Here is a 20,713-nt window from a genome sequence, read left to right on the forward strand (position 1 = left end):
ACGCAGCCGTCCTGACCGGACAGGGCGGCACGGAGGGCGGGTGGCGCCGGCCGGGGCTCAGGGTCCCGGTCCGAGGTAGGCGGCGTGCGGGTTCCCGCTGAGCCTCGCCGCGGCGGGTGCCGCCAGTTCGGTCGCCGTGGCGCGGGCGACGGCGGCACGGCCCGCTTCCCCGAGGGCGTCGGCGAGACGGGCCCGGCCGAGCCAGTTGTAGGGACTGTGCGGGCTCAGACCGGTGCGCTCGCCGAGCAGGAGCCGGGCCAGGTCGTCCCGGCGCGCGCGGAGGGCCGCCTCCAGCAGGGTCCGCTGGACCACGTCCCGCTGGGCGTGGCTGCCGCCGAAGGTGTGCAGCCGGCGGCGGATCGGCCACAGGAGGTCCACCACCGTCGCGTGGTCCGCACGGGCGAACGCCACCAGCGCCTCGCACACCGGCAGCCCGATCTCGGCGGTCATCACGCGATTGGTGCGGGGCCGCCCGTCCTCCTGGGCCGCCCGCAGCCAGCGCCGCCGGTCGGCGACGAACTCGTCCGCGGTGTCCAGCCGCCCGGCTCCCGCGAACGCCATGACGGCGTGCACGTCGTTGAAGGCGTAGAACGGCGGGTCCTCACGCGCGGCCCACGCGTCGGCCAGTGACCGCCAACGGGCCTCCTGGTCCACGCCGTCCAGGAGAAACCGCCACAACAGCGAGGCGGCGTCGAGGAGTTCCATGACGAACCCGGACGAGTTCTCGTGGTGCAGCACGGCGTCGTAGATCCGCAGGGCCGTGGCGGTGTCGCCCGCCTCCAGCGCGTAGAGGGCGTAGTGCCACCAGCTGTGCACCGTCAGCAGGCTGCCGCTCGCCCAGTCGTCGAGGCGCGCGTCGAGGAAGTCGAGCCCCTCGGCGAACCGGCCCTGCATCTCGTGCACATGGACGACGGCATGGATGGCCCAGATGTCACGGGGGTTCCGCTCGACGGCGGCACGGGCCACCTCATCGGCCCGGTCGTAGTGGCCCGACTCCTCCAGGCCGAACGCGTACATGCCCAGGAGCGGCCCGCGGTGGGGGTCGTCCGTGTCCCACGCCGGCAGGGCTCCGCCGATCCGGTCCCGCAGCCGGGTGGCGTCTCCCGTGAAGAAGTCGAGCTGGTGGCCCACCGCCAGGGCGAGCGGATCGCGCGGGCACTCCACGACCAGGTCCTCCAGGATCCGACCGGCCAGACCCAGATCGCCGTCGAGCCAGGCGCCCGCCGCGGCCATGTGCATCCGTTCCCGCCGGGGCAGCGCCGCATGGTCCAGCCCGGCGCTGAACTCCCGGAACCCCCGGCCCGCCTCCTCCGCGTCCCGGGACTCGGTGCCCAGCACCCCCAGATACGCCGCGAACGCCTGGGCCAGCGGCGATCCGGGGCACGCGGCCACGGCGTCCGCGACGGCGGTCGGGAACTCCGGCCGGAAGAACAACAGTCCCTCCACGGCCCGGTCCAGGTGCGCCGCTCCCTCGGCATCGCACTCGTGGAGGCGGTTTCCGTACCGGTCGGTCACCATCGCAGCTCATCTCCGGCGCGTGTCGGGTGTCGCGTATCGAGTGTCGTCGGTCGGACCGCGGTCGTCGGCGACGGCGACGGCACAGCCCGGGTCCCCATCCAACCGAGCAGCCCACCGTCCAGTCCACCGCGCACCCCCGACACTCCCCGGATCACCACCGCGCGCCGGACGTCGCGTCCTGTGCACCCCTCCCCCTCCCCTCGCGGCGAGTTGGAACCGTATCCTCCGGTTCTTCGCCCGACACCCACCCCCACCTGCGTCTTTTCGGCAGGGTCGAACGAGCGTGACAGCCGTCGCGCACCACCGGCACCATCGAGTCACACCGGAACGACTCCGCATGCGCGTACTGACGTCTGGAGTGACATCCGTATGAGAAGCAACAGGATCGCGGTGGTCGCCGCCACGGCCGTGCTGCTGGCCGGGGGGATCGACGGGGTCCGGGCCGCGAGTGCCCCGACCACGGCCGCCGACCACTGCGGCGGCTACTGGGACACGAGCTGGCCCCCTCCGGAGATCGGCCAGGGCGACGTCGACACGACGAGCCCGTCCGCGGTCATGCTCGGGCAGTGCTATCTGAACCTCTCCATGTCGGGCGACAACCTGACGGTCGACGGCAGGTTCGGACCCAACACGCGCCTGGCGACCGTACGTTTCCAGCAGTGCGCCGGCATCGACGACGACGGAGCCATCGGCCCGGTCACCTGGCCCCTGCTCCGCTCCTGGGCGAACAGCCCGGGCTATCTCTGCAACCTCGACCTGCCCTGATCCCATTCGCCGGCCACCGCCGCTCCGGAAGGACAGCCATGCATCCGAGGCAGACGTCTCCGACCGAATCCACCGACTCGTCCGACTCCACCAACTCCCCAGCCTCCTTCGGTGCGTTATCCCGGCGCGCCCTGCTGGGGGCCCTCTCCGCCGTCGCCGTGACGGGAGCCGTCTCCCGCCCGGCCGCGGCGGCGGGCTCCCCAGCGGCCGGCTCCCCGTCCGCCGCCTCCCGCTCCGCCGCCTACGTCCTGCTGTCCCGGCAGGCCTGGGGCGCGGACGAAAGCCTGCGCTTCGGCGCGGACGGCAGCGAGACCTGGCCGCCCGACTACCACCCGGTGCAGACCCTGTCCGTGCACCACACCGGCAGCGCGAACGGCGAGGCCAACCCCGCGGCCCGGGTCCGCACGATCTACCGTGACCAGACGGTCGGTCAGGGCTGGGGCGACATCGGCTACCACTACCTCATCGACGCGGCCGGACGGGTCTACGAAGGACGGTGGTCCGGCACCGACGGGGACCCCGCGCACAACGCGGCGGGACGGCTGGTCACCGGCGCCCACATCAGCACGTACAACACGGGGAACGTCGGGATCGCCCTGCTGGGGACTTTCAGCGCCGTCGCGCCCACCTCCGCCGCGCGCGGCGCGCTGGTCCAGCTGCTGGCGGAACTCGCCACGCGGCACTCCATCAACCCCCTTCAGGAGAAGGTGGTCTACGTCAACCCGGTCAACGGCGCCATCTGGGACGGCCCCGCCATCTCCGGCCACCGCGACTGGGCGGCCACCGACTGCCCCGGCGGCGTACTGCACTCCCAGCTACCGGCGATCCGCGCGGACGTGGCGGCCCTGATGGGGTGACACAGCCCGACCGCCCGCCCGCGCGCACGGTCGGCCGGCCGGTCGGTCGGTCGGTCGGTCGGTCGAGGGGATGCTCACCCCACGGTGATCACCGCCTTTCCCCGGGCATGGCCCCGCTCCACGTGACGTACGCCCTCGGCCGTGTCGGCCAGGGGGTACGTCCGGTCGACGACCGGGGTGAGTTCACCGGTCTCGATGAGCGCGGTGACGGCGAGGAGGTCGTCGTGGACCGGTCCGGACGGGGGCGAGGGCAGGATGGGCCGAAGCCGTCGGCGGGAGAACAGGTCGGCCACGCCCAGGCGCAGCATGGAGCCCATCGCCCCGAACACATGGCCGGGCGAGCCTCCGCCGTTGGCCACCAGGGTCCCCGTCGGCGTGAGCGCCCGGCGCAGCCGCCCGAGCGGGTGGTTGCCCACGTTGTCCAGGATCACGTCGTACGGCGTACGTCCGCCGGTGAAGTCCTCCCGGGCGTAGTCGACGGCGTGCGCGGCGCCCAGCGAGCGCACGAGATCGACGTTGCGGGCGCTGCACACCCCGGTCACTTCGGCACCCAGGGCGACGGCGAACTGTACGGCGAACGTACCCACCCCACCGCCCGCCCCGTTGACCAGCACCCGCTGCCCGGCCCGCACCCGCCCCACGGTCCGGATGCCGCGCAGGGCCGTCACCGCCCCCAACGGCACTGCCGCGGCCTGCTCGAACGTGAGGTTCGCGGGCTTGCGCACCAGGAAGTCCGCACGGGTGCACGCGAATTCGGCGAAGGAGCCAGGGCAGAAACCCATGACCTCGTCGCCGGGCCGGAGCCCGCGCACGCCGTCGCCGACCGCCTCGACCACGCCCGCGGCGTCGATCCCGGCCACCCGGCACTTCGGCCGCGTCAGCCCGACGACCCCCGACAACCGGGCCACGTAAGGGTCGCCGCGCAGCATGTGCCAGTCGTACGGGTTGAGCGCGGCGGCGCGCATCCGCACCAGCACCGCGTCGGCTCCGACCTCCGGGCGGTCGATGTCCGCCAGCCGCAGGACGTCAGGCGGGCCGAACCGCTCCTGGACGATCGCCTTCATCTGTCTCCCCCTCACCTCGCCACCACCAGGTGTACGGCGTACACCCCTCCAAAGGCAAAGTAGGTGTACGCCGTACACCCGTCAAGGGGAGCGGTGGTTCAGTAGGGCTCGGGGCAAGTCCCATGGGAACTCGGGGCGTTCGTCGACCGATCAGCGCGCGCCGAGGAGTCGTTCCAGGCCGTCCAGCGTCAGGTCCAGCGCGAACTCGAACTCGAACTGGTCGTCACAGCCCGAGCCGACGACCGAATCGCGGTCGTGGGCGACCGCCGCGGCCAGCGCCGTGATGTGCGGGTAGCGCGCGGCCATCTCCTCGGGTGGCAGGGCGTCCGGGTCGGGCTCGCGGCCGGTGGAGTCCTCGAACAACTCCTGCGAGAAACCCAGCAGGCGGCTGCCCATGACGTGCATCGCGTGATGCGTCAGGTCGATCGGGAAACCTCCGGCCCGGAAGATCCCGATCATCGAGTCCAGATACTCCATGACCGCGGGCGTGGGTGTGGTCCGCGCCTTGATGCGCGACTCGATCACCTCGGGCGCCCACGGGTGGCGCAGCAGCATGCGCCGGGCCGAGAGGACCCGGCCGCGAATGGCGGCCTTCCAGTCGACACCGGCGACCGGCGGGTCGATCTCGGCGACGAGGACGTCGATCATGCCGTCCAGCAACTCGTTCTTGTTCGCCACATGCTTGTACAGCGCCATGGGCACGACGCCGAGCGCCTGGGCGATCTTGCGCATGCTCAGCGCGTCGACCCCGCCCTCGTCGGCCAGGGCGACGGCGGCACCCAGAACGCGCCCTCTGCTCAAGGGCGTTCGCGACTGTGCGGCGGAGCCCGCCGACGTGCTCGTCTCCACGATCCCCTCTCCTACGGGCCAGGTCGCCGCCCGAAGGCCCACCGCCTTCCCTTCGCCGACGGTACAGTGCCCCACCCTCGCCGACGGATGATCGCACCATTGAACCCGGTGGCCGAATCCGCTCACTCTCCGGCAGGATTTTCACCGCCGCTTATCGATGACTTCGGCAACGACGGTCGCAGGGCGTCCCCACACGCCGACAGCTCCCAGCCGACCCGTAGACCCGGTAGACCCGCTGTCCACCTGTCCGCGCTCGACCCGGACCACCGGGGTCCTTCTGCTGGGCCGCCCAGCCTCTCCGACCTGTACGGGGCCCGAGAGCGCGGCCATTCGCCCCCACGCACCCCTCCCCCGCCCCCACATCCCACCCCCTCGGACACGGGCCCGGCGGAGCCTGCGACCACCGCTCGTCATCGGATGCACCGCCTACAACTGATCCGAGCTCAGCGCTGTCAGCCGAACAAAATGATCAGGGGCCGTTTCGGATTGCTCCAAAACGGCCCCTGATCTGCGACTCTCTCGAGTCGGGACGACAGGATTTGAACCTGCGACCCCTTGACCCCCAGTCAAGTGCGCTACCAAGCTGCGCCACGTCCCGGTGCCCGTCTGACCTGGGGTTTCCCCTGGCTGAACGTGCACGGAAACAATACCGCACTCGGGCCGGTGGTCGCGCACGCGTTTTCGCCGCGCGGGAGGGGAGGCACCCTCGCGCCCCGCCCTCCACACCTTGACCTGAAGTTTGGTTGAGGTTGCAGGCTCTTCCCATGACGACGACGTACGGATTCACGGAGCTGCCCGAGCTGATGGGGCTGATGACGGGCGCCGAGAAGCACGGACCGGCGGCCACCTCCACGCTGGACGTGCTGTGGGTGCTCTACGACCGGGTGCTGCGGGTGGGACCGGGTCGGCTGGAGGACCCGGAGCGGGACCGGTTCCTGCTGTCGAAGGGGCACGGGCCGATGGCGTACTACGCGGTACTCGCCGCGAAGGGCTTCGTGCCGGTCGACTGGCTGCCCGGCTTCGGTTCCTACGACTCGCCGCTCGGCCACCACCCGGACCGGGTGCTGGTGCCGGGCGCGGAGATCGGCAGCGGGTCGCTCGGGCACGGCCTGCCGATCGCGGTCGGGACGGCGCTCGGACTGCGTGCCCAGGGACGGCTCGACCCGGCGGTGTGGGTGCTGATCGGGGACGCGGAGCTGGACGAGGGCAGTAATCACGAGGCGATCGCGTACGCCGGTCCCGCCGGGCTCGACCGGCTGCACACCGTCGTGATCGACAACTCCTCCGCCAGTCACGCGCTGCCCGGCGGGATCGCCGCGCGGTTCGAGGCGGCGGGCTGGTCCGCCGAGACCGTGGACGGGCGCGACCACGAGGCGCTGCACGCCGCCTTCACCGCGCCGCACCCGGGGCGGCCCCGGGTCGTGGTGGCCCGTGTCGAGCCGAAGAACGCCTGAACCAAGGCCCGACCACCTGAGCCCAGCCCGACCCACCCCACCCCGCCCTCAACAGTTCCGCAACCACCCTGGAAGGACGCAAGACCTCATGGACACCATGCGTGACCGCCTCGCACCCGTCGTCTCCGGCCTGCTCGACGAGGACCCCCGGGTCGCGGTGGTCCTCCCCGAGATCGGCCGGGACGGCTTCGTGGAAGCCGCGCGCCGCCATCCGGACCGGGTGATCAACGTCGGCATCCGGGAGCAACTGCTGATCGGCGCGGGCGCGGGCCTGGCGCTGGCCGGGATGCGGCCCGTGGTGCACACCTTCGCGAGCTTCCTCGTGGAACGGCCCTTCGAGCAGGTGAAGCTGGATCTGGGGCACCAGGACGTGGGCGCGGTGCTGGTCAGCGCCGCCGCGTCCTACGACTGGCCCGCGGGCGGCTTCACCCACATGGCACCCGGCGACGTGGCCGTCCTGGACACGCTCGACGGGTGGACCGTGCACGTACCGGGGCACCCCGACGAGGCCGAGACACTGATCCGGCACGCGGTCGGCGCGGGCGAGGGCAAGGACGACAAGGTGTACGTACGGCTGTCCGCGCAGTCCAACGGGTCGGCGCTCGCGGTGGACGGACAGCGGTTCCGCACCGTGCGGGAGGGGCGCCGCGGGGTCGTCGTCGCCGTCGGGCCCATGCTCGACGCCGTCCTCGCGGCGACGGAGGGGCTCAATATGACGGTGCTGTACGCGTCGACCGTGCGCCCGTTCGACTCGGCCGCGTTGCGCCGGGCCACCGACGCGGCGGGCACGGACGTCGTCCTCGTCGAGCCCTACCTGGCGGGCACGTCGACGGCTGCCGCCAACGACGCGCTCGCCCATGTGCCGCACCGGGTGCTCGGGCTGGGGGTGGGCCGGCGGGAGCTGCGCCGCTACGGGCAGCTGGATGAGCACGTGGCCGCGCACGGGCTGGACGCGGCCTCGCTGCGGGAGCGGATCACAGGGTTCCTGCGGTAGCGGCACGGGCGGGGCCGGGCACCTCAGTCGGCGGCCGGGAGCCCCAACTCGGGGTGGGCGTCGAGGAGTCGGGTCGGTGCCGACTGGCGCCAGGAGTCGGCGAGGACGTCGCGCAGCTCGGCCTCGTCCTCCAGGGCGGAGAGCCGCACCCTCACCCAGGCGAACCCGGCCTCGTGGTCGGCGATCCAGAACTTGCCGGGCTCGGCGAGGACCAGCTCGTCCCGCTCGACCTTGGGGCACCGCACAGCCATGGACGTCTCGTCCTCCGGCAGCGTCGCGAACATCTTCCCCGCCACCCGGAACGTGGGCATGCTCCAGGCGATCTTCTCCGTACTGTCGGGCAGGGAGAGGGCGACTCGTCGTACGTCTTCAGCATCGGGCATGGAACGCACGGTAGCGGTGACCACTGACACTCACCGAGGTCGCTTGTAGTAGATCGACGTCGGCCGCATCGCCCCGTGCGGGTCCGCCGCCTGGAGAACGCTCCCGCTCACCCGGCCGCCTCCCCCAGCGCATCCAGCACCGGGCGGATCAGCGGGTGCCCCTCCGCGCCCCGGCGCACGGCGGCGAAGACCCGGCGGGTGGGGGCCACGCCGTCGACGGGTCGTACGACCACACCCGTGAGGTCCGTGCCGCGCAGGGCCGAGCGGGGCACCAGAGCGACGCCCGCGTCGGCGGAGGCGAGGGCGACCACGGCGCGGAAGTCGTCGGAGGAGTGTTCGAGACGGGGTTGGAAGCCGGCGTTCTCGCAGGCCAGGACGACGACGTCATGACACGGGTTGCCGGGGTAGGGGCCGATCCAGGGATCCTTGGCGAGTTCGGCCAGCGGCACCTCGGCCGAGTCGGCGAGACGGTGGCCCACGGGCACGACCGCGTCGAACGGCTCGGCGTACAGCGCGACATGCGTCAGACGGGGGTCGTCGGCGGCCGGCGCGCCCCGGTACTCGACGGCCACGGCGATGTCGACCTGCCGGTCCAGGACCATCGGCAGGCTCGCGTCACCCTCGGCGTCCTGGACGCGCAGGCTGATGCCGGGCGCGGACACGGCGAGACGGGCCAGCGCGGGTGCCACGACCTGGGCGATCCCGGTGGCGAAGGAGGCGACGGTGACGGTGCCGGCCTCGCCCGAGCTGTACGCGGCCAGTTCCGCCGCCGCCAGTTCCAGCCGGGCGAGGACCGCGTGGGTGTGGCCGAGCAGGATCTCGCCGGCCGGGGTCAGCCGTACGCCTTTGGCACCCCGTTCGACCAGGCGGTGTCCCGTCTCCTGTTCCAGGGCCGTGAGCTGCTGGGAGACGGCGGAGGGGGTCAGGTACAGCGCGGCGGCAGCCGCCGTCACCGTACGGTGGTCGGCCACCGCACGAAGGATGTGGAGCCGCCGCGCTTCGATCATGGGATCGATTCTCTCAAATGCCCGCTTTCCCCCCGAGCCGCTCCGCTCAGGTCCCCGGCCCCGCCGCCCGAGCCGCTCCGCTCAGGTCCCCACCCCCGCCGGCCTGGCAGCTCTCAGGCCTCCAGCTCCGCCCGTGCCGCCATGAACGCGTCCACCGCCCGGTGCACGTCCGCCGTCGAGTGCGCGGCGGAGAGCTGGACGCGGATGCGGGCCTGGCCCTGCGGGACGACCGGGTAGGAGAAGCCGATCACGTAGACGCCACGTTCCAGGAGCAGCTCGGCCAGGCGGCCCGCCTTCGCCGCGTCGCCGATCATGACGGGGGCGATCGGGTGGTCGCCGGGGAGGATGTCGAAGCCCTCCTCGGTCATGCGGCGGCGGAACAGCGCCGTGTTCTCGGCGAGACGGACGCGCAGGTCGTCGGCCGACTCCAGGAGGTCGAGCACCTTCAGGGAGGCCGCCGCGATCACCGGCGCCAGGGTGTTGGAGAAGAGGTACGGGCGGGAGCGCTGGCGCAGCAGGGCGACGATCTCGGCGCGGGCGGCGACATAGCCGCCGGAGGCGCCGCCGAGGGCCTTGCCGAGGGTGCCGGTGATGATGTCGACGCGGTCCATGACGCCGTGCAGCTCGGGGGTGCCGCGGCCGCCGGGGCCGGTGAAGCCGACGGCGTGGGAGTCGTCGACCATGACCATGGCGTCGTGACGGTCGGCGAGGTCACAGATCTCGCGGAGCGGGGCCACATAGCCGTCCATGGAGAACACGCCGTCGGTGACGATCAGCTTCCGGCGGGCGCCGCCCTCGCCGGCCTCCTTCAACTGCCGTTCCAGGTCGGCCAGATCACGGTTGGCGTAGCGGAAACGGCGGGCCTTGGAGAGCCGGATGCCGTCGATGATCGAGGCGTGGTTCAGGGCATCGGAGATCACCGCGTCCTCGGGGCCGAGCAGGGTCTCGAAGACACCGCCGTTGGCGTCGAAGCAGGAGGAGTAGAGGATCGTGTCCTCCTGGCCGAGGAACGCCGACAGCCGCGCCTCCAGTTCCTTGTGCACCTCCTGGGTGCCGCAGATGAAGCGCACGGAGGCCATGCCGTAGCCCCAGCGGTCGAGTGCCTCGTGGGCGGCGGCGATCACCTCGGGGTGGTCGGCGAGGCCGAGGTAGTTGTTGGCGCAGAAGTTGAGGACCTCGCCGGGGCGACCGCCGGCGGTGACCGCCACGGTCGCCGACTGCGGGGTGCCGATGACCCGTTCGGGCTTGTGCAGCCCGGCGGCACGGATCTCGTCGAGGGTGGTGCGCAGGTCGTCGCGCACGGAGTCGAACATCAGGAGGCTCCTAGGGTGCGATGAAGAGCGAGTGAGGCGCGCGCCGGAGGCGAACCGAGCCAGAATTCAAACAGTCCAGTCGAGGATGACCTTGCCGCCGCTGCCGCTCGCCGCGTCCGCGAACGCCGCCTCGTGGTCGCGGTAGCCGTAGCGGCCGGTGATGACGGGGGCCAGGTCGAGGCCGCCCTCCAGGAGGACCGTCATCGCGTACCAGGTCTCGAACATCTCGCGGCCGTAGATCCCCTTGATGGTGATCATGGAGGTGACGATGCGGGCCCAGTCGACGGCGAACTCCTCGGACGGCAGTCCGAGCATGGCGATCCGGCCGCCGTGCGTCATGTTGGCGATCATGTCGCGCATCGCGGCGGGGTTGCCGGACATCTCCAGACCTATGTCGAAGCCCTCCCGCAGACCGAGGGCCCGCTGGCCGTCGGCGATGGTCGACTCCCGCACGTCGAGCGCGAGGCTGACCCCGATCTTGCGGGCGAGCTCCAGCCGGTCCTCGCTGACGTCGGTGACCACGACATGGCGGGCCCCGGCGTGCCGGGCGACGGCGGCGGCCATCAGCCCGATGGGGCCCGCCCCGGTGATCAGGACGTCCTCGCCGACCAGCGGGAAGGAGAGGGCGGTGTGCACGGCGTTGCCGAACGGGTCGAAGATCGCGGCCACGTCGAGGTCGACGGGGACGCGGTGCACCCAGACGTTGGTCGCGGGCAGGGCCACGTACTCGGCGAACGCGCCGTCGCGTCCGACGCCGAGGCCGACGGTGGCGCGGCACAGATGGCGGCGCCCGGCGAGACAGTTGCGGCACCTGCCGCACACCAGGTGACCCTCGCCGCTGACCCGGTCGCCGACCCGGATGTCGGTGACGGCACCGCCGGTCTCCACGACCTCACCGACGAACTCGTGGCCGGCCACGAGCGGGGTGCGGATGGTCTGCCGGGCCCAGCCGTCCCAGGACCGGATGTGCAGGTCGGTGCCGCAGATCCCGGTCCGCAGGACCTTGATCAGGACGTCACCGGGGCCGATCTCGGGCTCCGGGACGTCGACGAGCCACAGCCCGGGCTCCGCCTTCTCCTTGACCAGCGCCTTCAACGCTACGGCTCCTGTGGGTGCGCCCCGGCGCGGCCCATGACGAACGGACCCGTACCGGGGAGAGGGGTGGAATCGCCGATCAATCTGCCCCACGCCGGCGCCCCCGGTCCATCGAGGTTTTCTTAACCTGCGCCGCAGCTTTCCTTCACACCCGCGCCACGCCGCGCCACTACCGCGAGTGAAAGGATGTGCTCATGACCAATGAGCCACATCTCGACATGGGTCAGAACCCGGACACCGGGCCTCGCTGCGGCGAACCCGGACCGGACAGCTGGACCCTGCTGCTGCAGGGTGGCAGTTTCTGCAGCCTGCCACTCGGCCACTCGGGGAGGCACTACGAGTCAGGAGCGCCCAGGACCTGGATCGCCGACGAATAGTCTCCTCGGCGATCCGCCATGAAGTGCCGCCGGTTTTCCCCGGTCAGGGGAACGCCTCCCGTCCCTCGATCCGGGCGGTGAGTTCCGCGGCCATCGCCTTGATGGTCTCCAGGCCCGCCCTGCCCCAGGAGCGCGGCTGGACGTCCATGACGCAGACCGTGCCGAGGGCGACGCCCGTACGGTCGAGGAGGGGGGCGCCGAGGTAGGAGCGGATGCCGTGGTCGTCGACGACGGGGTTGCCGGCGAACTTCGGGTACTCGCGGACGTCTTCGAGGGCGAGCCCCTTGCGGCGCACCACCACATAGGGGCAGAACCCGTGGTCGCGGGCGAGACGACGATCGACGCCGAGCACCGTGGTGTCCGCCGTGGGCTGCGCCGACACATGCAGGCCGGCGAAGAACTGCCGTTCCTCGTCGATGAAGTTGACCGTCGCGTACGGCACCGCGGCGACCTGCGCGAGCCGGTCCGCGAAGGCGTCGAACTCCGGTTCCGCGTACGCGCCGAGCCCCAGCGTCCGCAGCCGCGCCACGCGCTCGGGGGCGCCCGGGTCGTCGGGGGTGAGCAGCAGCCGTCCGACCGGACGCGGCGGGTCGTACGTCACGTGTGGGCTCCGTGGCTCGGCAGCTGTGCCGGGGTGTGGGCGAGGAGGTGCCGGACGAGGGTGAGCAGGGTCTGGACGCCCGAGCTGGAGATCCGGGCGTCGCAGCAGACGACGGGGATCTCCGGGTCGAGGTCGAGGGCCGCGCGCACCTCGTCGGCGTCGTAGCGGTAGGAGCCGTCGAACTCGTTGATGGCGACGATGAAACCGAGGCCGCGTTGCTCGAAGAAGTCGACGGCGGCGAAGCAGTCCTCCAGGCGGCGCGTGTCGGCGAGGATGACCGCGCCGAGGGCGCCCTCGGAGAGTTCGTCCCACATGAACCAGAACCGTTGCTGTCCGGGGGTGCCGAACAGATAGAGCACATGGCGCGGGTCCAGGGTGATGCGGCCGAAGTCCATCGCGACGGTCGTCTCGACCTTGTTCTCGATGCCGTCGAGATTGTCGGTCGCGGCGCTCACGGTGGTGAGCAGTTCCTCCGTGCTCAGCGGCGCGATCTCGCTCACCGCGCCGACGAAGGTCGTCTTGCCGACCCCGAACCCTCCCGCCACCAGGATTTTGAGTGCGGTGGGGAAGGGGTCAGAGCTGTCGTCGTAGTCCATCGAGCACTGCCTCCAGAAGAGACCGGTCTGTCGGGTTGTGGTGGAAAACCGGGGGCTTGGTGGTGAGGGCTCCGCAGTCGACGAGGTCGGACAGCAGCACCTTGGTGACCGTCGCCGGCAACTTGAGGTGGGCGGCGATCTCGGCGACCGAGACGGGTGCCCGGCACAGGTCGAGTGCGGTCGCGTGCTCGGGGCCCAGATAGCCGAGGGGGGTCGCCCCGGTGGCCATCACCTGTGAGAGGAGATCGAGCGCGGTGGTCGGCCGGGTCCGGCCGTTGATGACGGTGTAGGGGCGCACCAGACGCCCGGCGGCGTCGTCGTACAGGGGTCCGTCGCCGGCCGCGGGCACGGTCAAGGCCTCATCGCGGAGGGTTCGACGGCTTGCCGGGGCTGGGTGACCAGGTACGGGCGGACGCTCTTGACCAGCATCGCCATCTCGTAGCCGAGGACGGCGGCGTCGGCCTCACGTCCGGCGAGCACGGCGAGGCAGGTGCCGGAACCGGCGGTGGAGACGAACAGCAGGGTCGAGTCGAGTTCGACGACGACCTGGCGGACGTCGCCGCCGTCACCGAAGCGGACGCCCGCGCTGCGTCCGAGGGAGTACAGGCCGGAGGCCAGGGCCGCCATGTGGTCGGCGCTGTCCGGGTCGAGGCCGTGGACCGACTTCACCAGCCCGTCGCAGGAGAGCAGTACCGCGCTCGTGGTGTGCGGTACACGCTGGACGAGGCCGCTCATCAGCCAGTCGAGGTCGGATACATGGCCGGTCGGCGCATCGCTCGCCATGGTGGATCGACTCCTTGAGGTGCGTTGGTCTGCGGGAGCGCAGGGGGTGGGGACCGTGATGGGGGTGGTGAGGGGGGCGGTCATCCGGCCGGTGTGCTCCCGTCCTGCCGGGGCGTGAGGTCGTGTGCCGCGTCGAGGGCGGACGGCGGTACGGCTATGGGGGCGCCGCCCCTGGGATGTCCGCCCAGGGGCTGCGCGGCGTCCTTGTGGGGTGCGTCCATGTGGGCCAGCTCCATGTGGAGTGCGTCGGCGCCGCCCGTGCCGCCGTGCGGTGCCGGGACTGGGTAGCCGGTGTTCGAGACTGTGCGCGTCTGTCCCGTGTCGATCCGGGACGCGGCGTCGGGGGCGGGCGGTGAGAAGTCCGCGGGGGACGCGAAGTCGCCCGGGGCGGCGACGTCCGCGCGCGAACCGAAGTCGGGGCGGGAAGCGCTGTCCGCGCGGGAGGTGAAGTCGGCGGGGGAAACGCTGTCCGCTCGGGAACCGAAGTCGGTGGGAGAAGCGATGTCCACCTGCGGCGTGTCCAGGGTGGAGGTGTCCCAGTCGGAGCTCTCCATCTGGCGTGCCTCGGCGAGTCCGATGCCGCGCTGGAAGGCGGCCATCAGCCCGGGGTCGTGGCCGATGTAGTGGTCGGGGTCCTGGCGGGGCGTGGGCGCGGGGCCGCCGCGCAGCTGGGGCACGATGTGCTGCTGGGCGCGGCGGCGGGGCAGCTGGGGCTTGCCCATGGTCCCGCGGACGGCGCCGGCGACCCGGGGGGTCGGGGGTGTGCCGGCGTTGTCCGCGACCGTCCGGCGGTCGTCGGGGCGGATGCCGGGCACGGCCTCGGCCGGGTTGGGCCGGTCCTCGCGGGCGCCGCGCACCGGCAGCGGGGTCGGTCCGGTGCCGCTCCTGCCCGAGCCCTGCCGGGCGCCGCCCCGGCCGGGGCCCTGCTGCCGGGGCACGGTGGCGCGTGCGGGGCTCGGCGCCGCGCGGTGGCCGGGCTCGGGACGTGCGGGCTGCGCGGGGGCCGGGCGGCCGGACCGGTCGTGCGCGTCGGCGGCGCCGGCGGGGCCGCCGACCGGCGGACGGTCGGCGGGGCCGGGTGCGGACGCCCGCTGGGGCGGGGTGGCCGGTGCCTGGTGGGGCCCGCCGGGCCTGCGCGTGCCGGTGCTCTGCTCGGGGACGGCGTGAGTGTGCGGCAGGTCGTCGGGTTCGCCGCCGAGGAGGCCCTGCGGGACGACGAACGCGGCCTGGACGCCGCCGTAGATGTTGCTCTGGAGGCGGACCTGGATGCCGTGGCGGCGGGCCAGCTGGGAGACGACGAAGAGTCCGATACGGCCGTCCTGGAGCAGGCTGGCGACGTTGACCTGGTCGGGGTCGGCGAGCAGGGCGTTCATCTTGTTCTGCTCGGTGACGGGCATGCCGAGACCGCGGTCCTCGACCTCGACGGCGAGACCGGAGGTGACGAGGTTGGCGCGGAGCAGGACCTGGGTGTGCGGGGCGGAGAAGACCGTGGCGTTCTCGACGAGCTCGGCGAGGAGGTGGATCACGTCGGCGACGGCGTGCCCGCGCAGGGTGCCGTCGACGGGGGGCACCAGCTTGACCCGGGAGTACTGCTCGACCTCGGCGATCGCGGAGCGCAGCACCTCGGTCATGGAGACGGGGTTGCTCCACTGGCGGCGGGAGACGGCACCGCCGAGGACGGCGAGGTTCTCGGCATGGCGGCGGATCCGCGTGGCGAGGTGGTCGACGTGGAAGAGGCCCTTGAGCAGGTCCGGGTCCTCGATCTCGTTCTCCAGGTCGTCGAGGATGGAGATCTCGCGCTGGACGAGGGACTGGAGTCGGCGGGCCAGGTTCACGAAGACTTCGAGCTTCTGTTCGCTGCCGGCGTGGCTGGAGAGCTGGGAGGCCTGGACGACGGCGGTGACGGCGCTGTCGTGGGCGCGGGCGAGGTCGGCGGCGAGCGGCTCGAAGTCGTCGGCGCCCGCGGCGGTTCTGATGCGGGGCCCGCGCGCGGGCGGCTGGTCGCCGCGCCGGAGCGCGTCGACCAGGGAGCGCAGGTCGTCCTCGCCCTTGCTGCTGGCCTCACGCAGGGCGCCCAGCCGTTCGCGGACGGACTTGGCGGTGCGCCCGGCGGCCACGGCACCGATCGCGATGCCGGCGAGGGCCACGGCGGCGGCTCCGGCGAGGACCGCCCACAGGGTGAGGCTGGGGCGGGCGCCGCCGGCGCGGAAGGTGAAGAGGACGGCGGCGCAGGCGCTGAGGGCGACCGCGGTGGGGGGCAGGACCGCGAGGCGCACCAGTTGTGGCCGTATGTGGATCTCGGGCAGCGAGGGGACGGCGGCGCGGGTGGCCGATCGCCCGTGCCGCCCGCCCTCACGGCGGTCTGCGCGGGCGGCCGGTGCGCGAAGGTGAGACATCAGCGTCCTCGTACTGGTCCGTCTGGGTGTGGGGGGTGCCGCGTCCGGGCGACTCGGGCGTGCGCCCTCGCGTGTCGGTCGCGAGAGTCGAAGAATTCGGCACAGCGTCGTCCGACGGCAACTCACAGTAGTCGCCGACGCGTCATGTGCGGTGCGCAGTTGACAAAGACCGCCGTAATGCGTCCCGCTCTGGTATGAGGCTTCGTGCGAAAGTCCGATAATTCTTCGGACGCTTGTTCCTGTCGGATTCCTTTTCCGCTCGAATTTCGATCAGATTCGCTCAGAGTGGGTCGCCAAAAGACGCAGAGGGCCGGGGAGCACTGTGCTCCCCGGCCCTCTGCTTCCGTCGAAAAATCACCCTGTCGGGAGAATTCCCGACCGGATTCTCAGCCCTCCGCCACCAGGTCCAGCCGCTCCCCCACCGGGGGCCAGGCGGCCCAGCCGCCGACCGGCTGCTGGGAGACCGCGCGCCACCACGGATCCACCGGCGGGGTGTTCTTCGGCTCGAACGGCTCCCCCGGCCGCGGCGCGGCCATCGTGACCCCCGCGCCGTGGGTGGCCCACATCATGCGCTCGCCCGGCTCGGCCCAGGCGTGCATCGCCAGGTTGAACGTCGCCCAGTGGATCGGCATCATCACCCCGCCGGGCTCGCCGCCCTGCAGGTCGAGGTGGGTCCGCAGCCCCTCGTCGGGGGTCATGTGGATGTCGGGCCAGTACTCCGAATAGGCGCCCACCTGGATCATGGTGAGGTCGAACGGGCCGTGCGCGGCGCCGATGTCCTTGAAGCCCTCGAAGTACCCGGTGTCGCCGCTGTGGTAGATCCGGTGCTCCTCACCGGCGACGACCCAGGAGGCCCAGAGCGTGTGCTGGGTGTTGCGCAGGCCCCTGCCGCAGAAGTGCCGCGCCGGGGTCGCGGTCAGGGTGAGGCCGCCGACCTTCGTGTTCTCGTGCCAGTCCAGCTCGCGGATCCGGTCCGCGGAGACGCCCCAGTGCTCCAGATGGGCGCCGACACCGAGGGGCACGGCGAAGAGCGTGTCCGTGCCCGCCAGTTCCTTGATCGAGGGCATGTCGAGGTGGTCGTAGTGGTCGTGCGAGATGACGACGACGTCGACCGGGCCGAGCGCGGCGAGCGGTACCGGCACGGGGTGCAGCCGCTTGGGCCCGGCGAAGGCGAACGGGGAGCAGCGCTCGCCCCAGACCGGGTCGAAGAGCACCCGGTGGCCGTCGATCTCGGCGAGCACGCTGGAATGTCCCATCCAGGTGGTCCGCAGTCCGCTCGCCGGGGGCCTGGCCAGGTCGGCGAGGGTCGTGGAGTGCACGGGGATCAGCCCCGCCGGGGCCCGCCGCACCCTCTCGTCCTTGCGGAAGTAGCTCTTCGCCATTTCCACGGCGGCACCCCCGGAGGGGCGGACCTGGGCGCCCTCGGGGTTCACGAAGACCCCGTTGGCGAAATGCGGGGATCTACGGATCCGCTCCAGTCGGGCACCGCTCGGATCCGCGCCGAAGGCGGCGGGCCGCGCCGCGCGCAGCCCCGAGCTCAGAGAACGGGATCCGGAACCGGACACGGCACCTCCAGGTGGATTCGCTCAGGCATCCCATTATGGTCCGCCTCTCCGACCGCGCCGGGTCGTACTGTCCCCGCACGATGCAATACTGACCAACTATTCAGTAGATCCTTTTGTTCCCGGGGAGCCCCATGACCATCAGCCCATTCATGTCGCTCACCTGGACCGACCACGTCACAGGCCGGCGGGGCTTTCTGGTCGTGGACCGGCTGGTGCGCGGGGTCTGCAGCGGTGGCCTGCGGATGCGCCCCGGCTGCACGCTGGACGAGGTCGCCGGGCTCGCGCGCGGCATGACCATGAAGGAGGCGCTGCACTACGCCCCCGAGGGCCGGTACGTCCCGCTCGGCGGCGCCAAGGGCGGCATCGACTGCGACCCCCGCGACCCGGAGGCCTACGGCGTCCTGGTGCGCTACCTGCGCGCGATGCGCCCGTACATCGAGAGCTTCTGGACCACGGGCGAGGACCTCGGTCTCGCCCAGGACCTGGTGGACCGCGCGGCCGGGGAGGCGGGCCTGGTGTCGACGGTCCAGGCGGTGTACCCCCTCCTGGACGACGAGGGATCGGCCCGGCGACGCCTCGCGGACGCCTTCGCCGTGCAGGTGGACGGCATCGGCCTCGACGAACTGGTGGGCGGCTGCGGTGTCGCCGAGTCCGTGCTCACCGCCCTGGACCGGGCCGGTACGCCGTACGCCGGGACCCGGGTCGCCGTGCAGGGCCTGGGCACCATGGGCGGCGCCACCGCCCGCTTCCTCGCCCGCGCCGGCCTCACGGTCGTCGCGGTCGCCGACATCAAGGGCACCGTCACCAACCCCGCCGGGCTGGACGTCGAGGCCCTCCTCGCCGCGCGCGACCCGTACGGCACGATCGACCGCGCCGCGCTGCGGCCCGGCGACCGGGAGACCCCCGCCGACGCCTGGGTGGCCACCGAGGCCGACGTGCTCGTCCCCGCGGCCGTCTCCTACGCGATCGACACCACCAACCACCACCTCGTCACCGCCCGGCTGATCGTCGAGGCGGCCAACATGCCCGTGCTCCCCGAGGCCGAGGAGTCGCTCACCTCCCGCGGTGTCACCGTGCTGCCCGACGTCGTGGTCAACTCCGGTACGAACGCCTGGTGGTGGTGGACCCTCTTCGGTGACATCGGCCCCACCGCCGACGAGGCGTTCACGCACACCCGCCGCTCCATGCGCGCCCTCGTCGACCTGATGCTCACCCGGGCCGGGACCGAGGGCATCACGCCCCGCGCCGCCGCCCACGCCATCGCCGCCGACCGCCTGCCGACGATCACGGACCGCTTCGGCTGGCACCGCTGACGTCCCGGCGGGCGCCGGGGTGGCTCGAAGCCTGCGGCGCCGCTCGGGGGCATGGGTAGGGTTGCCACGTGGGCAGGGTGCGGTTGAGCGTGGCCGAGCGGCGTACGGAGCTGCTCCGGGCCGCCATCGAACAGATCGAGGAGCGGGGCGTCGCGGCGGTACGGATCGCCGACGTGGCCGCCGTCCTCGGGGTGAGCAACGCCCTGGTCCTCTACCACTTCTCCACCAAGGAACGCCTGGTGGCCGAGGCCTTCCGCCACGCCGCCGAGGACGACCTGGCCCACCTCCGCAAACTCCTGGGCCGCCGCACCACGGCCCTGCGCCGCCTCAGGGCGGCCGTCCGCTGGTACGCCCCCACCGGCCAGGCCAAGGGCTGGCGGCTGTGGATCGAGGGGTGGGCCGCGTCCCTGCGCGACCCCGCTCTGCGCGAGGTCACCCGCGACCTGGACCGCCAGTGGAAGGCGGCTCTCACCGAGGTCATCGAGGCGGGTGTGGCCGCCGAGGAGTTCCACTGCCCGGACCCCCCGGCGTCCGCCCTCCGCCTCACCGCCCTGCTGGACGGCCTGGCGGTGCAGATGACGGCCTACGACGGAGCGGTCTCCCGCACCAGGGCCCAGGAATGGGCCGACCGGGCCCTGGCCCACGAACTGGGCCTGGACCCCGACTCATTGACGACGGCAACCCGCTGAACACGGCGAACACCCGCGCCCCCAAAGGGGCGCGGGGAACCGCGCGAGCAACCACAACGGACAAGACGCCGACCACGAAGCAACCCGCCCACGGCGAAAGGCGCATCGCAGGCCGCAGGCCACGGCTCGGTCCTCAAGTCACGGCGGCCCTCAAGCTGCGGACCCGGTTCTCAAGCCACGGTCTCGATCCGCAACCTGATGTCGTCCGGCGACAGTTGCCCCTTCGCCGACACGTGGTCCCCGGAGGACTCGCCCCGCAGCCGCCGGCCGATCCACGGCACCAGATACTCCCGCGCCCACTGGATGTTGTCCCGCCGCATCTCCAGCGTCCCGCGCGGCGGCAACGGCGGCCACGGCTGATCGGGATCCGCCGGGACCTCGACCCCCAGCACCTGCCCGGCCCGCAGAGCGACCCGCGTGTGCCCCTCCGGGGAGAGATGCAGCCGGTCCAGGTCCCAGGCCCGCCGGTCCTGTACCGTCTTCAGCGACCACAGGTCCAGCACGGGGCACCCGTACCGGTCGGCGATGGCCCGGACATGCAGGTTGTACGTGGCGATCTTGCCCCGCAGATGCTTCAGCACCGGCACGTCACGGGTGTCGAACCCGGTCGTCACCATGACCGTGCCGACGGCCGAGGTGAGCCTCACGACCGCCCGTTCGAACCGCTCCGCGACCTCGTCGGGATCGGTGCCCGGCCGGATGATGTCGTTGCCGCCCGCGCAGAAGGAGATCAGATCGGGGGCGAGCTCCAACGCCCTCGGCACCTGGTCCTCCACGATCTGGTCGAGGAGCTTCCCCCGCACGGCCAGGTTGGTGTAGTCGAAGTCGCCCTCGGGCAACCGGTCCGCGAGAAGCACCGCGAACCGGTCGGCCCAGCCGACGAACCGCCCGTCGGGCCCGGGATCGCCGACGCCCTCGGTGAAGCTGTCCCCCAGCGCCACGTACGACCCGATCATTGCTCTGCTGCCCTTCGAATCGTCTGCCACATCGGGCCATGATTCACCTTCGGATGTGACCTACGCGACCGTAGTAAGGGCTTGACGGACGGTGAGATAGACCACGTGTCAAGTGTTGGTCAACCCGGAATACCCGGG

The 20,713-nt window shown here is 72.1% G+C and carries 21 protein-coding genes and 1 tRNA gene; 7 read left to right on the forward strand and 15 right to left on the reverse strand.

Annotation, left to right across the window (positions count from 1 at the left end):
• Positions 1-57: 57 nt before the first annotated feature.
• Positions 58-1,518, reverse strand: a complete 1,461-nt coding sequence (locus ACZ9QC_RS04670) for a tetratricopeptide repeat protein (protein ID WP_472918959.1) — start codon at positions 1,516-1,518, stop codon at positions 58-60.
• 369 nt (positions 1,519-1,887) lie between these two features.
• Here ACZ9QC_RS04670 and ACZ9QC_RS04675 point away from each other — a divergent pair, with 369 nt between their 5' ends.
• Entirely contained in the window at positions 1,888-2,283 is a 396-nt protein-coding gene (locus tag ACZ9QC_RS04675; protein ID WP_472918960.1) for a peptidoglycan-binding domain-containing protein, read from the forward strand.
• 38 nt (positions 2,284-2,321) lie between these two features.
• Positions 2,322-3,140 carry a peptidoglycan recognition protein family protein gene (locus tag ACZ9QC_RS04680; protein ID WP_472918961.1) on the forward strand — a complete coding sequence of 273 codons (819 nt, stop codon included), beginning with the start codon at positions 2,322-2,324 and terminating at the stop codon, positions 3,138-3,140.
• A 74-nt stretch (positions 3,141-3,214) separates the two neighbouring features.
• Here the strand turns inward: ACZ9QC_RS04680 and ACZ9QC_RS04685 are convergent, their stop codons facing one another.
• From ACZ9QC_RS04685 to ACZ9QC_RS04695, 3 genes are all read right to left on the reverse strand, one after another.
• Positions 3,215-4,204, reverse strand: a complete 990-nt coding sequence (locus ACZ9QC_RS04685) for an NAD(P)-dependent alcohol dehydrogenase (RefSeq protein WP_472918962.1) — start codon at positions 4,202-4,204, stop codon at positions 3,215-3,217.
• Positions 4,205-4,354: 150 nt separating this feature from the next.
• Positions 4,355-5,053 carry a TetR/AcrR family transcriptional regulator C-terminal domain-containing protein gene (locus ACZ9QC_RS04690; RefSeq protein ID WP_472918963.1) on the reverse strand — a complete coding sequence of 233 codons (699 nt, stop codon included), beginning with the start codon at positions 5,051-5,053 and terminating at the stop codon, positions 4,355-4,357.
• 524 nt (positions 5,054-5,577) lie between these two features.
• Positions 5,578-5,651 (reverse strand) — tRNA-Pro (locus ACZ9QC_RS04695).
• A gap of 166 nt (positions 5,652-5,817) precedes the next feature.
• Here ACZ9QC_RS04695 and ACZ9QC_RS04700 point away from each other — a divergent pair.
• Positions 5,818-6,507, forward strand: a complete 690-nt coding sequence (locus ACZ9QC_RS04700; RefSeq protein WP_472918964.1) for a transketolase — start codon at positions 5,818-5,820, stop codon at positions 6,505-6,507.
• Positions 6,508-6,595: 88 nt separating this feature from the next.
• Complete coding sequence (locus tag ACZ9QC_RS04705; RefSeq protein ID WP_472918965.1) at positions 6,596-7,501, forward strand: transketolase family protein; 906 nt, start codon at positions 6,596-6,598, stop codon at positions 7,499-7,501.
• Between the two features lie 23 nt (positions 7,502-7,524).
• On the opposite strand, the gene ACZ9QC_RS04710 is transcribed toward ACZ9QC_RS04705, so the two are convergent.
• From ACZ9QC_RS04710 to tdh, 4 genes are all read right to left on the reverse strand, one after another.
• Entirely contained in the window at positions 7,525-7,884 is a 360-nt protein-coding gene (locus tag ACZ9QC_RS04710; RefSeq protein ID WP_184902064.1) for an MmcQ/YjbR family DNA-binding protein, read from the reverse strand.
• Between the two features lie 107 nt (positions 7,885-7,991).
• Entirely contained in the window at positions 7,992-8,891 is a 900-nt protein-coding gene (locus ACZ9QC_RS04715) for a LysR family transcriptional regulator (RefSeq protein ID WP_472918966.1), read from the reverse strand.
• A 113-nt stretch (positions 8,892-9,004) separates the two neighbouring features.
• The gene (locus ACZ9QC_RS04720) at positions 9,005-10,204 is read right to left on the reverse strand and encodes a glycine C-acetyltransferase (RefSeq protein WP_472918967.1); all 1,200 of its coding nucleotides are present in this window, start codon (positions 10,202-10,204) and stop codon (positions 9,005-9,007) included.
• Positions 10,205-10,270: 66 nt separating this feature from the next.
• The gene (gene tdh / locus ACZ9QC_RS04725) at positions 10,271-11,299 is read right to left on the reverse strand and encodes an L-threonine 3-dehydrogenase (RefSeq protein WP_472918968.1); all 1,029 of its coding nucleotides are present in this window, start codon (positions 11,297-11,299) and stop codon (positions 10,271-10,273) included.
• 194 nt (positions 11,300-11,493) lie between these two features.
• On the opposite strand from tdh, the gene ACZ9QC_RS04730 reads away from it, so the two are divergent.
• A complete protein-coding gene (locus ACZ9QC_RS04730; protein ID WP_472918969.1) occupies positions 11,494-11,676 on the forward strand; it encodes a hypothetical protein in 183 nt (60 codons plus the stop codon).
• A 43-nt stretch (positions 11,677-11,719) separates the two neighbouring features.
• On the opposite strand, the gene ACZ9QC_RS04735 is transcribed toward ACZ9QC_RS04730, so the two are convergent.
• The 6 genes from ACZ9QC_RS04735 to ACZ9QC_RS04760 all read right to left on the reverse strand — a co-directional run bounded on the left by ACZ9QC_RS04735 (position 11,720) and on the right by ACZ9QC_RS04760 (position 17,617).
• Positions 11,720-12,277, reverse strand: a complete 558-nt coding sequence (locus tag ACZ9QC_RS04735) for a GAF domain-containing protein (protein WP_472918970.1) — start codon at positions 12,275-12,277, stop codon at positions 11,720-11,722.
• Positions 12,274-12,873 carry a GTP-binding protein gene (locus ACZ9QC_RS04740; protein ID WP_045556838.1) on the reverse strand — a complete coding sequence of 200 codons (600 nt, stop codon included), beginning with the start codon at positions 12,871-12,873 and terminating at the stop codon, positions 12,274-12,276. The genes ACZ9QC_RS04735 and ACZ9QC_RS04740 overlap by 4 nt, the downstream gene beginning before the upstream one ends.
• Positions 12,851-13,222: a DUF742 domain-containing protein gene (locus ACZ9QC_RS04745; RefSeq protein WP_239760658.1), complete on the reverse strand. Its 372-nt coding sequence runs from the start codon at positions 13,220-13,222 to the stop codon at positions 12,851-12,853. Before ACZ9QC_RS04745 ends, ACZ9QC_RS04740 begins: the two co-directional genes overlap by 23 nt.
• Positions 13,223-13,224: 2 nt before the next feature.
• Positions 13,225-13,656 (reverse strand): roadblock/LC7 domain-containing protein, encoded by a 432-nt coding sequence (locus ACZ9QC_RS04750; protein WP_217180025.1) that lies wholly within the window; start codon positions 13,654-13,656, stop codon positions 13,225-13,227.
• 80 nt (positions 13,657-13,736) lie between these two features.
• Positions 13,737-16,052, reverse strand: a complete 2,316-nt coding sequence (locus ACZ9QC_RS04755; protein ID WP_472918971.1) for a sensor histidine kinase — start codon at positions 16,050-16,052, stop codon at positions 13,737-13,739.
• Positions 16,053-16,438: 386 nt separating this feature from the next.
• Positions 16,439-17,617 (reverse strand): MBL fold metallo-hydrolase, encoded by a 1,179-nt coding sequence (locus ACZ9QC_RS04760; protein WP_472918972.1) that lies wholly within the window; start codon positions 17,615-17,617, stop codon positions 16,439-16,441.
• Positions 17,618-17,748: 131 nt separating this feature from the next.
• Here ACZ9QC_RS04760 and ACZ9QC_RS04765 point away from each other — a divergent pair, with 131 nt between their 5' ends.
• Complete coding sequence (locus tag ACZ9QC_RS04765) at positions 17,749-18,930, forward strand: Glu/Leu/Phe/Val dehydrogenase dimerization domain-containing protein (RefSeq protein ID WP_472918973.1); 1,182 nt, start codon at positions 17,749-17,751, stop codon at positions 18,928-18,930.
• A 68-nt stretch (positions 18,931-18,998) separates the two neighbouring features.
• Complete coding sequence (locus tag ACZ9QC_RS04770) at positions 18,999-19,619, forward strand: TetR/AcrR family transcriptional regulator (RefSeq protein WP_472918974.1); 621 nt, start codon at positions 18,999-19,001, stop codon at positions 19,617-19,619.
• 170 nt (positions 19,620-19,789) lie between these two features.
• On the opposite strand, the gene ACZ9QC_RS04775 is transcribed toward ACZ9QC_RS04770, so the two are convergent.
• Positions 19,790-20,575, reverse strand: coding sequence for an SGNH/GDSL hydrolase family protein (locus ACZ9QC_RS04775; RefSeq protein WP_184903979.1), 786 nt, complete (start codon positions 20,573-20,575; stop codon positions 19,790-19,792).
• Positions 20,576-20,713: the final 138 nt, after the last annotated feature.

The sequence above is a fragment of the Streptomyces sp. HUAS MS02 genome (genome assembly GCF_055702265.1).

Coding starts and splice junctions, on each gene's coding strand:
- ACZ9QC_RS04730 (WP_472918969.1), top strand. CDS start 11,494: ATGACCAATGAGCCACATCTCGACATGGGTCAGAACCCGGACACCGGG.
- ACZ9QC_RS04755 (WP_472918971.1), bottom strand. CDS start 16,052: ATGTCTCACCTTCGCGCACCGGCCGCCCGCGCAGACCGCCGTGAGGGC.
- ACZ9QC_RS04675 (WP_472918960.1), top strand. CDS start 1,888: ATGAGAAGCAACAGGATCGCGGTGGTCGCCGCCACGGCCGTGCTGCTG.
- ACZ9QC_RS04740 (WP_045556838.1), bottom strand. CDS start 12,873: ATGGACTACGACGACAGCTCTGACCCCTTCCCCACCGCACTCAAAATC.
- ACZ9QC_RS04715 (WP_472918966.1), bottom strand. CDS start 8,891: ATGATCGAAGCGCGGCGGCTCCACATCCTTCGTGCGGTGGCCGACCAC.
- ACZ9QC_RS04710 (WP_184902064.1), bottom strand. CDS start 7,884: ATGCCCGATGCTGAAGACGTACGACGAGTCGCCCTCTCCCTGCCCGAC.
- ACZ9QC_RS04700 (WP_472918964.1), top strand. CDS start 5,818: ATGACGACGACGTACGGATTCACGGAGCTGCCCGAGCTGATGGGGCTG.
- ACZ9QC_RS04775 (WP_184903979.1), bottom strand. CDS start 20,575: ATGATCGGGTCGTACGTGGCGCTGGGGGACAGCTTCACCGAGGGCGTC.
- ACZ9QC_RS04720 (WP_472918967.1), bottom strand. CDS start 10,204: ATGTTCGACTCCGTGCGCGACGACCTGCGCACCACCCTCGACGAGATC.
- ACZ9QC_RS04680 (WP_472918961.1), top strand. CDS start 2,322: ATGCATCCGAGGCAGACGTCTCCGACCGAATCCACCGACTCGTCCGAC.
- ACZ9QC_RS04705 (WP_472918965.1), top strand. CDS start 6,596: ATGGACACCATGCGTGACCGCCTCGCACCCGTCGTCTCCGGCCTGCTC.
- ACZ9QC_RS04670 (WP_472918959.1), bottom strand. CDS start 1,518: ATGGTGACCGACCGGTACGGAAACCGCCTCCACGAGTGCGATGCCGAG.
- ACZ9QC_RS04685 (WP_472918962.1), bottom strand. CDS start 4,204: ATGAAGGCGATCGTCCAGGAGCGGTTCGGCCCGCCTGACGTCCTGCGG.
- ACZ9QC_RS04750 (WP_217180025.1), bottom strand. CDS start 13,656: ATGGCGAGCGATGCGCCGACCGGCCATGTATCCGACCTCGACTGGCTG.
- ACZ9QC_RS04765 (WP_472918973.1), top strand. CDS start 17,749: ATGACCATCAGCCCATTCATGTCGCTCACCTGGACCGACCACGTCACA.